Origin of the sequence: Enterovibrio nigricans DSM 22720 (assembly GCF_900167155.1) — a bacterium.
Classification (GTDB): Bacteria; Pseudomonadota; Gammaproteobacteria; order Enterobacterales; family Vibrionaceae; genus Enterovibrio; species Enterovibrio nigricans.
Genome location: NZ_FUXU01000109.1, coordinates 1 through 10,023, shown reverse-complemented (window position 1 = coordinate 10,023; position 10,023 = coordinate 1). Strand labels below are relative to the sequence as shown.

Here is a 10,023-nt window from a genome sequence, read left to right as displayed (position 1 = left end):
GCCTGAAACTCAGTATATTGCTTAAGAACCGAACAACTTTAGGCTGCCATGTCTTCCAACCGAATTAAGCAACAAAGCCGCGTTGATACACATCTATACAGTGTGTAGTGAGATGGCTTGCTACAGTTAAACAGCTAACTCAATCAGGGAAGAATGTCCGGTAGAGGAACTGAGGTCAATGATATGAAAAAACATATATTTTTAATCACAGTACTGCTCACTATACCTCTTTCGGTAACTGCCGAAGAGAGCAGCAGTTGGGACAAGGCCAAAGAAAGTGCTAACGAAGCATGGGACAAAGCCAAAGAGGCTGGTACGAATGCTTGGGATGCAACGAAAGAAAAAAGTGACAAGCTGCTGAAAGATGCGGAAGAAAACAGTGGTGATCTTTGGGACGGTGCCAAAGAAAAAGGGGCTGAACTTTGGGATAAAGGAAAAGAAAAAGGTTCAGAGTTACTCGATGAAGCTGAGAAGAAAGCTGAAGAGTATACGAAGCCCAAAGAAGCCCCTGAACCAGCACCTGTGGTGCCACTTGAGCCGGATGCAGACGAGCAGTTTAATCAATCCGCATAATTAAATAGATGTTATAAACACTTGCTAGGTCAGGGTGTTTTTCCGGCATCTCCAATCAGCCTTCAGATTCAGAATTCGGCCGATTCGTTTGAGAGAGGGTCGTGATGCGGCCCCATTTTCGTTGAACGCTCATGAATCGCGTGACCGCCACCTAAGTGAACGTGTCTGAGCGCAGCGTAATGTTACCCTCGGCTGCGCTAGGCTCAACAGAATCATGATTTACTTCCCGCTAAATGCTTAGTCACAAATTGAGTGGCTACACGTCTAATCTGACATTCAAGAATATTTTCGTGCCTGCCGGAGAATATGCTTTGAGTGCTGCTTATTGACTGCTTGGTCAATTTCGAATTGCACCATATCTGATTTAAACACATCAAGTTGATTTTTGTATTTGCTGTGTGTTGTTTCGCAATTAGCTCTTATTAAAGATTGTTGTTGTGGAAAATAAAAACAAATGGATCAACAGTATTTACGATGTTTCATAACATGCAAGTGATGATTTAGTTCGGTTTGGCAAAGTAATTGAGTGATATCTTAATATTAATAAAAAAGGAGCCATATATGAAGAAAATGAATGGTATTGCAAAGCGAATGCTTGTGGCATTAGGGGGGACAGTGTTACTTCTTAGTGCTAACCAAGCCCTTGCTTCTGGCAGTTGTTACATTATGAAGAAATACTCCAACTTTTATGAAGAGTTGGGTAAAGTTGAAAATGGCTATATTATGAAAAAATATAGTAATTTCTATGAAGAAGTAGGTCGCGAAAGAAACGGCTATATTGAGAAAAAATACAGCAATTTCTATGAAGAGCTAGGTCGCGTTAGAAATGACTATATTGAGAAGAAATACAGTAATTTTTATGAAGAAAAAGGCCGTGTTTACAACGATTACATAGAGCAAAAGTTCAGCAACTTCTACGAAGAACTTGGAAAGGCTGATGGTTCTTGTTCACCTGAAGAAATCGGCGCTGGCGCAGTTCTCCTAGGCTTACTACCTTTCGAGTAAAAACTGTTTAGCAGTAAAGATCGTAAGCCTTGATTCTCTGCATCTAGGCATTATGCAAACGAGTAATACATAGCGAATGTATAAACGATATTAGAAATATCTAAAATATCAACCAAGGTGAACGATTGAAGTTCTCTTTGTACTCAGAAGTACGGGCACTTTGGTTATTTGTATTATGTTCTGATTTTTTAATAGACCATTGAAATGGAGGCAATTAACTTCTTTTAGGACTTTGTACCATCGTTATAGTGAGGGTGTGTAATTAAAGTTGTTTGTTGTAATCAATAATTATTTTAATCAACAATTGATGATTTTGTTGTTGAATGGATACCTCTCTGAATTCTTCCCAGTGTTATTGCCGTTATAGTATTTCCCTTTCCTGATGATACCTTCCATTCTTCGATATGATTTAGGTCATATTTGGTCAATCTCCAAATGACAAAAACTCGACAAGTATCAAGTAATGAATAATACCAACGATGAAATATGGCGTATCAAATATTCATGTTACGGTGTGTGGATGGTAATTGAATACAATCTATCACCACCGGATGAAGGAAGGAGAGCCTTAAATGATTAAAATGCTCGGAAGTACACTAATTTTAAAAAAGCATCTTTTGTCTTGCCACTGTGGAAGTGTAGAGATTGAACTTAGCTTACCAAATGGCATTGAAAGCCCTCGTCGTTGCGATTGCTCTATCTGTCGTCGAAAAGGGGCTGTCGTAGCCTCAGTGAAACTCGATGGAATAAAAATTGTAAAAGGAGAAGAGTTGCTCAAACTTTATCAATTCAATACGAAAACGGCGAAGCACTACTTCTGCTCAGAATGTGGCATCTACACGCATCATCAACGTCGATCAGATTCGACTGAATACGGCTATAATGTTGGGTGTTTACAAGGCGTAAACCCTTTTTATATTGATGATGTTGTTACCAATGATGGTGTAAATCATCCAGCGGATCGGAAATAGGTGTTAGGAGAGAAAGGATGCGCATTGCTCTATTGTCTGACATACACAGTAACGTTTATGCACTAGACGCTGTGTTACATGATGTTTTCAGGGAAAACGTCGATGTGGTCGTAAACCTCGGCGATATCCTATACGGTCCTATCGAACCCCGTGCTACATTTGATTTGTTGATGGAAAATGAGATTGTCACAATATGTGGTAATCAGGACAGGCAAATTTTTGAGGCGCAGGGAGAAGACATTTCGTCAAATCCCACCACGCAGTTTATCCTCAATGATCTTGGTAGCGCACCGCTTGAATGGATGCGAACTTTACCTCCCGTTCTGCAATTTACGGATGATGTTTTTTTCTGTCATGGTACACCTGAAAGTGACTTAATCTACTTATTAGAGGATGCATCTAGCGGCAAACCCGAATTGCGGTCCGATGCTGAGATATTAAGCTTACTATCAGGTAATCCGAGTCACCTTATTTGTTGTGGTCACACCCATTTAGCGCGTTCAGTTTTGACCAGCAACAACCAGCTTATTGTGAATCCAGGAAGTGTTGGCCTTCCAGCATATCAAGATGATGAGCCTTGGATTCATATGATGCAAAGTTATAGTTACCACGCTTTTTATGCTATTGCAGAAGGGGAAGGGAATAGCTGGAACGTGAGTTTCAAGCGGATAGATTATAACAGGCGAGAAGCGGTTGATGCAGCGTTAAAACGGAATCGAACCGATTGGGCACGGTTTTTATATACAGGACGTGCAGCTGTTTAAACGGTTACAGTGACGTCGCGACCAATAAGGGATTTTATGGCAAGGAAATTTCAGTTTTTCACCCATCCAGAGACAAATCGAAATCAGTTTACTTACCTTGATATGGCATCACAGACTTATCATGCCGAAAAAAATGCATTGCTTTCGCAAGGTCTTGTCGTAACTGATGATGCAATTTATGCGGAAAATGAAGAAGAAGCGGTTGAGAAATTTAAGTCCCACTTCATCTATGTGATGGAAGAATACAATGCATCAACTAATCCGTTTTATAGCATCCAATTCGCTTTACAGTGGCTCTGGAGAAAGGTAACAGGAAAGCAGGTGTAAATAATCGGGAGAGAAAATATATCCTTATATATTAAAGGTTTTTCTTTTCCTGATCTTAATTTATTCTATTTCTTAGTGAGTTGATGTTAACTGTGATGTAAGAAGCTCTTTCATAGGGTGTATGAGCAGTTAAAGGATAACTGCGAGTGCTTTATTTAATAATTCGATCATTAGGGATGATGAAATGGATAGACATGCTTTTCTTTATAAATTGCAACAAAAAGGATTAACTGGCGAGTGGTTGCCTTTCCAACAGTCAGTCTACATTCAAGAAGTACTACATGGGGGGTTACCTTCACGCTCAGAGCATGCTGAAGGGGTGTGTAGTGCACTGTGTCGGTACGTGTTACTGGAGTGGTTTAGAAACGGTATCAATGGTGATGCTGTTGGAAGTCTGTCTAGAAGCAGCATTGCCGAGTTAGTGTTGAATCTGGTTTATGAAGGCGAGAGTGTTGATGCCTTTAAAGTGACCATGACGCGCGCGAATAAGCGTTGTATTTCTGAACGCTATTTCATGAATTTCAAGCAAGCACTAGAGCATACCACTGGTACAGGATTTAGCTTAATTGCTTTGGGCGGGATCACTGGTGATGGCCATGCAATTATTTGTAATGGTTCAAAGTTTGCGATATTTGATCCTAACGTTGGCTATATCAAAGCAGATTCCACCAGTAATTACATGTGGTGTTTTCAAAGTATTATTAAGGAATTTTATCCCAATTACCTTGGAGGAGGGCGAGCTGTTCAAGTCTATGAATTTGCCTAACGGCATAGGGTATTTGGGGTGATAAAAAGGGCAGCGACGCTGCCCTTTTTGTATTTTACATTGATGACTACGTTATATTTAAAAGGCTGTTAAGTGTTGCTCTGGTTAGTAGAAGGGGGAAGTTGACCAGAAGCCATATGAAGATGTACATCTTGTTGTGGGAATGGGATAGAAATCCCTTCTTTGTCGAAGCGCATTTTTACTTCACGCGTGACGTCCCAATACACATCCCAGTAATCATCAGTTTTCACCCAAGGGCGTACGATAAAGTCGACAGAAGAGCTGTTGAGTACGTGAAGCTTAATCATGGTTTCTGGTGAACGTAAAACAGCAGGATGGCTTGATACGATATCGTTCAAAACGTTTTCAACATGCTCAATATTATCGCTGTAGCTAACACCGAACACCATATCAACACGACGAACTCTTTCGTGGGTAACGTTTTTGATTACATCTCCCCAAATTTTGCTATTCGGTACAATGATAATTTGGTTATCAAAGGTTTTAATCGTGGTGTTTACCAAACTCATGTGACTTACCTTGCCTTCTACGCCACCCGCAGCGACAAAGTCTCCAACATCGAAGGGGCGATAGATAAGTAGCATCATGCCGGCCGCGAAGTTTGAGAGCGTATCTTGTAATGCAAAACCGACAATGACACCCGCTATACCGAAACCAGTAAGAATAGGTGTAAGGTTTAGGCCAATCTGAGACAGCGCGATCAAAATACCGATAAACCAAACAGCTTTACCAGACATTGAGATAAAAAAGTCTTGCATCAATTGTGAAAACTTGAGGTTTTTAGCCGCAACCGCGCGCTTAACGACTTTTCGTGTAATGTTTGCTATCTGTCGTGCAATCAGAAGTATGATCAAAAAGACAAAAAACTGGAAAATGTGCTGAGGGGCGTTCTCTGCTAGCCAGCTCCATAATTGACTTGACCAGTTTTTGACGATGGAAAAAATCACTTCTGTACTGAGCAAATCCTGCGTGACACTGCCAGTAACTTCAAAATACAGCCTCTTGTATTCGGCGGTTTCTATGCCTTCCTTGTCGGCGATATCTATCATTACCTTAAGGCTATTTGTTGCTATTTCCATGCGGCGCTGTGTGATTAGCTGGCTAAGCTGAATCGTTGCTTTTTCTGACTCTGGAGCAACTTTGAGCTGCGCATCCATTGAACTAAGTTGTTGGCGCATGTATTCAACATTTGCTGATAACTGCTCAGTTCGACGGTTTATTTCTTCTTTCAAGTGTTTCTCAGATGCCGAGGAAAGCGCGTCGAGTTTTTTTAGCCACTCTGAATTCTGAGATTGTTCCTCATACATACTGTCCAGATATTTGCGGGATTCTTCGAAGTCACTCAGAATGGCAAATTTTTCATCACTCTTGGCAGCGCTTAAATCTTCTGAGAGTTTAGTTGTGCGTTGAGTGAGGTATTTAATACCTTGATCTGAATAGGTATCTTGTTGCTGAATTTGTTTTATCAGAAACGTTTTATCTACAGAGGAATCTTTTACCAACGAACCAATTAATGAACGTAACTGAACATTCTTTTGGAACATTTGTAGCTGTAGTGCCAATTTGTCTTCACCCGTCGATTGCTTTTGAATCGTTACGAGTTGGCCTAAATCGCGGTTTAATTGCGTTATTTGGTCTTCAGCTCTAACACCCGGTGCTGCTTGAGTCGTTAGTGGCGCTGGCTCAGAATCGGCATAAGAGCTAGGTGATAACGCCAGTAGTAAGAGAGAAATCAGAATAGGTATGGCTACGGGCAATTGCCAGTGAGTTTTCATTGAAACGGCTCCTTCATTTCACGTTTGGCAGGTAATTCTATCTGTGTTTGGAGAGGTTACCGAGATAAAGTGCAAGTATGGCATTTTGGCTGAGGATCCCCAAGCAAGATGACGCCCTATAATTTGTCCTTTCCTGCACAATCCTATTCCCAAATAGCCTGAAGATTTTTTGGGCATAGGATTGTGCACAGCATTGCTATTTCAGTTCTTAGATTGGATGCAGGGTGTGTAAAAGTATTGTTGTAGATTGGTTCGAAATTTTTACGTTACTTTACACTCACTTTGTTGTGCAAAAAGTATTCAAGGAGCAGAATGACCACAAAATAATAAGGTTAAAAGGAAGTGAATCTTATGAGTAATATGTTGCCTCTTTCAAAGCAAACCATCTACCTACACTGGCTTATCGCTATCTCTTTTATCGCGGCTCTAGCGTTTGGTCTTTATGTTGAAGATCTCCCTAAAGGGCCAGAAAAGGGGGAAATGATTGGTCTGCATAAATCTATTGGCTTTATCATTCTCGTGCTTGCGTCCACGCGTATCCTTTGGCGTGTCAAAGAAGGTGCTTTACCTAGCGTTCCAGGCTCACCTTCGTGGCAAGAAAAGGCCGCGAAGGGCATTCACCACCTCTTGTTGCTCGCAACGTTGTTAATGCCAATTTCTGGCATTTTGATGTCAGTCGGTGGTGGCAGGGGTTTAGATGTATTTGGTATGACGCTTATCGGAACCGGCGATAAGATCGAATGGCTTGGTGCGATAGGCCATACGACGCATGAAGTATTAGCTAACATTGTGATTGCGGCGATTGTTCTTCATATCCTTGGCGCACTAAAACACCACCTGCTTGATAAAGATGCCACGCTAAAACGTATGTTAGGGCGTGACTGATCAAACTATGTGTTTAAGGCCTGTGTATTTTTAGCAGGCTTTTTATTGCGTTACCAATCCCTCTAATCGAGACACATCTTCATTTTTCTGCTTCCCTTGCCTGATAAGCTTTACGCATTATGCACAGTTCGTTGTCGTGCTTTTCACTTTTAAGGGATGACAACAACATGCGCAGAATTATATTCAATCAAAAAGGTGGTGTAGGTAAATCAAGTATCACCGTAAATCTTGCTGCGTTGAGCGCAGCCAGTGGCTACAAAACACTCATCATTGATCTCGATATTCAAGGTAACAGCAGTCACTATCTCGGTGTTGATATCAATGCAAAGAACGACAGAAGTGTTGCCGAGCTTCTTGATCAAACGGTCTCTTGGTTTTCTGTTTCTACACCAATCAGTGACTTTCCCCAGCCTACGGCCTATGAAAATCTCGATATTATTCCTTCCAGCCCCAGGTTGGCGGCGCTTGAACCCGAGCTAGAGCGACGTTATAAAATTTACAAACTCAGAGATGCCTTGGATGAGTTGGAGAAAGCGTATGATCGTATCTATATTGATACTCCTCCCAATCTCAATTTTTACTCGAAAGCGGGTTTAATCGCGGCTCACAGGCTTTTGATCCCGTTTGATTGTGACAGCTTTTCTCATCAGGCGTTGTTAACGTTAATGGACAATTTGGCCGAGCTTAGGGAAGACCACAATAAGAATTTGTCGTTGGAAGGCATTGTCGTAAACATGTTCAATGCACAAGCGAAATTCCCGAGCCAGATTATCGAGAATGTCAGAGAGTTGGGGCTGCCTTTACTTGAGCCTTTCCTTAACCATTCTGTAAAAATGAAAGAATCACACTATCACCAAATACCGCTCCTTCATTACGCACCCAGTCATAAATTAAGCAAACAATTTTCAGCATTGTTTAACGCGATAGACGCAGAAGAAGCGAAGACGGTTGTTGATGCTTCAGCGTAACCTTTGACAAGGTTACATAAATACGTAACACTATCCTGTGTTACCTTATTGTGTAACCTATAGGTGCGGAGGGGTGGATATGCAATTTGCAGGCGTTATAACAGGCGATATCGTTGGCTCAACAAAACTGGACGAAGCATCTCGACGTGCGACGTTAGCTACGTTGGAGGGAGTGTTTTCGTCTTTTAAGGAAACGATAACGGGCGAAATTTATCGGGGAGATGCGTTTCAGATTTATACTGAACGACCTGAAATGTTGTTGCATGTCGCGTTAGCGGTGCGTATTTGTCTTCTTAGCCAAGAATCACCATCAGATGCCAGGCTGTCTTTGTCTGTTGCAAAAGCGACTACGCGAGAATTACCTGTCAGGCAATCAAATAACAGCGAGGCTTTTGTGCTTTCAGGACGCCATCTCGATAAGATGGCCAGTGAAAGGTTGGTATTCAGTGCAGATGAACCCACGCTGAATGATGATGTTAATGCGGTTCTCAATTTACTCGATGGGTACATCTCGGCGTTAACGACCAAAATGGCCTTCGCGTTGAAAATATGGCTGGAAAATCCCGAACTTTCACATGCTGAACTGGCTGAAAAGGTCGGTATTCGCCGCAGCGCGTTCACAAGAATCATTAATCGAGCTAATTATGTGCAGATCGATGAAACGTGTCGATGGTACGCTAGTCGAGTTGCGCGTTATATCGATGCGCAATGACGAAATGGGTAGCCAGCACGTTGCTATCTGCCCCATGTAGGAGGCTTTTAGATGGTTCTCACGTTGGCGATCACATTGGTGGCCGTGTATTTGTTGTTTGAGTTTTATCTCTTCCCGATTGAACGTCGCTTTGCCAAGCAGTTATTTACGTTACCTATACTTCAAAGTGCTGCGTGGCTGGTGGTCTTCATTCTCTTTTCTATCCCCCTTATTCCGTCATTGATAGCAACGGTCGTTTTGGCTGCACTGTTTGTGATAGCAAACATGTGGTCACTCAAAAATAAAGAAAACCTACGTATCTTGTTTGTAAAGCAGGGGGCCGTTGGCGTTGTTTTGGGGTTTGCCGCTTATGTGATAGCGCCGCCGACAGAAAAGCATATCGCAGTGAACGCATTGGTTTCTGCTGATTGGTGGAAACTTTTTTGTTGGACTATCGCATTTCTGTTAGCGATGAAACCGTCCTCATTGGCGATTTCTCTTCTTTTGAAGAATTGGACTGATGAGCTATTTCGTTCAGAAAGCACGCCTCAACAAAAACCGTTGAAAGATGCTGGTGCATTTATAGGCTATTTTGAACGCGCATTGATCGTCATATTCGTTATCTGGGGTCAGTTACCGGGTGTTGCATTAGTGCTGGCTGCAAAATCGGTGTTTAGGTTTGGCGACTTAAAAGATCATGGCAGCAGAATGTATACGGAATATGTGCTGTTAGGAACGTTTGCTAGTGTGTTGTTTGGTATTGGCAGCGGGTTGATTGGTATGTCTATGAGTCGGTTGTAATAGGCCCGTACCAACGAAAAAAAAGCACCTTTCGGTGCTTTGTTTTTTATTTATATATCAACTAATTGCAGATTTAATCAGTGTCTTGCCACTCAACGCGTTGACGCAACAAGACACTGAAAACCGCCCTTTCGGTCAGATTGTGGACAGTGGATTTAGCCTCACCGCTTCATTCAGATAGTCGGGTGAGAGGTGTGCATACACCATTGTTTGCAACACTGTTGCATGCCCTAATATCTTTTGCAGTGTGAGAATATTGCCCCCGTTCATCATAAAGTGACTGGCAAAGGAGTGTCGTAAAACATGACTCGCTTGCCCTAGCGGTAAATCGAACGCTTGCTGTTTCAATGCGTTGTAAAACTCTTTGTAGCAGCTAGAGAATAAACGTCCGTTTTTCCCCGTTGCAATCTCCATCGCCAGTGCTTCGCTGATGGGTACCGTACGGTTCTTGCCGTTTTTGGTATCAACAAACGTCA

The 10,023-nt window shown here is 42.0% G+C and carries 12 protein-coding genes; 10 read left to right on the top strand and 2 right to left on the bottom strand.

Translation table 11 applies throughout. The features are described 5' to 3' along the window. Positions 1-183: 183 nt before the first annotated feature. The 6 genes from B5D35_RS21190 (at position 184) to B5D35_RS21165 (ending at position 4,406) form a co-directional block, all read left to right on the top strand. Entirely contained in the window at positions 184-573 is a 390-nt protein-coding gene (locus B5D35_RS21190) for a hypothetical protein (RefSeq protein ID WP_078754472.1), read from the top strand. A 561-nt stretch (positions 574-1,134) separates the two neighbouring features. Then, positions 1,135-1,578: a hypothetical protein gene (locus tag B5D35_RS21185; protein ID WP_078754471.1), complete on the top strand. Its 444-nt coding sequence runs from the start codon at positions 1,135-1,137 to the stop codon at positions 1,576-1,578. A gap of 575 nt (positions 1,579-2,153) precedes the next feature. After that, on the top strand, positions 2,154-2,549 hold the full coding sequence (locus tag B5D35_RS21180) for a GFA family protein (protein ID WP_212567563.1): 396 nt from the start codon (positions 2,154-2,156) through the stop codon (positions 2,547-2,549). Between the two features lie 17 nt (positions 2,550-2,566). Next, entirely contained in the window at positions 2,567-3,313 is a 747-nt protein-coding gene (locus B5D35_RS21175) for a metallophosphoesterase family protein (RefSeq protein WP_078754469.1), read from the top strand. Positions 3,314-3,349: 36 nt separating this feature from the next. Next, positions 3,350-3,640 (top strand): hypothetical protein, encoded by a 291-nt coding sequence (locus B5D35_RS21170; RefSeq protein WP_078754468.1) that lies wholly within the window; start codon positions 3,350-3,352, stop codon positions 3,638-3,640. 184 nt (positions 3,641-3,824) lie between these two features. Further along, on the top strand, positions 3,825-4,406 hold the full coding sequence (locus B5D35_RS21165; protein ID WP_078754467.1) for a hypothetical protein: 582 nt from the start codon (positions 3,825-3,827) through the stop codon (positions 4,404-4,406). An 89-nt stretch (positions 4,407-4,495) separates the two neighbouring features. Here the strand turns inward: B5D35_RS21165 and B5D35_RS21160 are convergent, their stop codons facing one another. Next, a complete protein-coding gene (locus tag B5D35_RS21160; RefSeq protein ID WP_078754466.1) occupies positions 4,496-6,202 on the bottom strand; it encodes a mechanosensitive ion channel domain-containing protein in 1,707 nt (568 codons plus the stop codon). Between the two features lie 351 nt (positions 6,203-6,553). Here B5D35_RS21160 and B5D35_RS21155 point away from each other — a divergent pair, with 351 nt between their 5' ends. The 4 genes from B5D35_RS21155 to B5D35_RS21140 all read left to right on the top strand — a co-directional run bounded on the left by B5D35_RS21155 (position 6,554) and on the right by B5D35_RS21140 (position 9,547). Continuing rightward, entirely contained in the window at positions 6,554-7,087 is a 534-nt protein-coding gene (locus tag B5D35_RS21155; protein WP_078754465.1) for a cytochrome b, read from the top strand. A 167-nt stretch (positions 7,088-7,254) separates the two neighbouring features. Continuing rightward, complete coding sequence (locus B5D35_RS21150) at positions 7,255-8,055, top strand: ParA family protein (protein ID WP_078754464.1); 801 nt, start codon at positions 7,255-7,257, stop codon at positions 8,053-8,055. 79 nt (positions 8,056-8,134) lie between these two features. Then, complete coding sequence (locus B5D35_RS21145) at positions 8,135-8,767, top strand: winged helix-turn-helix domain-containing protein (RefSeq protein WP_078754463.1); 633 nt, start codon at positions 8,135-8,137, stop codon at positions 8,765-8,767. 51 nt (positions 8,768-8,818) lie between these two features. Beyond that, positions 8,819-9,547 (top strand): DUF3307 domain-containing protein, encoded by a 729-nt coding sequence (locus B5D35_RS21140; protein ID WP_078754462.1) that lies wholly within the window; start codon positions 8,819-8,821, stop codon positions 9,545-9,547. A gap of 135 nt (positions 9,548-9,682) precedes the next feature. Here the strand turns inward: B5D35_RS21140 and B5D35_RS21135 are convergent. After that, positions 9,683-10,023, bottom strand: a 341-nt coding sequence (locus tag B5D35_RS21135; RefSeq protein ID WP_170915241.1) for a tyrosine-type recombinase/integrase, incomplete at its 5' end; no start/stop codon positions are given.

Bases quoted from the DNA above. Each gene is read 5' to 3' on its own strand.
- B5D35_RS21170 (WP_078754468.1), top strand. From the start codon at position 3,350: ATGGCAAGGAAATTTCAGTTTTTCACCCATCCAGAGACAAATCGAAAT.
- B5D35_RS21140 (WP_078754462.1), top strand. From the start codon at position 8,819: ATGGTTCTCACGTTGGCGATCACATTGGTGGCCGTGTATTTGTTGTTT.
- B5D35_RS21185 (WP_078754471.1), top strand. From the start codon at position 1,135: ATGAAGAAAATGAATGGTATTGCAAAGCGAATGCTTGTGGCATTAGGG.
- B5D35_RS21145 (WP_078754463.1), top strand. From the start codon at position 8,135: ATGCAATTTGCAGGCGTTATAACAGGCGATATCGTTGGCTCAACAAAA.
- B5D35_RS21165 (WP_078754467.1), top strand. From the start codon at position 3,825: ATGGATAGACATGCTTTTCTTTATAAATTGCAACAAAAAGGATTAACT.
- B5D35_RS21150 (WP_078754464.1), top strand. From the start codon at position 7,255: ATGCGCAGAATTATATTCAATCAAAAAGGTGGTGTAGGTAAATCAAGT.
- B5D35_RS21175 (WP_078754469.1), top strand. From the start codon at position 2,567: ATGCGCATTGCTCTATTGTCTGACATACACAGTAACGTTTATGCACTA.
- B5D35_RS21160 (WP_078754466.1), bottom strand. From the start codon at position 6,202: ATGAAAACTCACTGGCAATTGCCCGTAGCCATACCTATTCTGATTTCT.
- B5D35_RS21190 (WP_078754472.1), top strand. From the start codon at position 184: ATGAAAAAACATATATTTTTAATCACAGTACTGCTCACTATACCTCTT.
- B5D35_RS21155 (WP_078754465.1), top strand. From the start codon at position 6,554: ATGAGTAATATGTTGCCTCTTTCAAAGCAAACCATCTACCTACACTGG.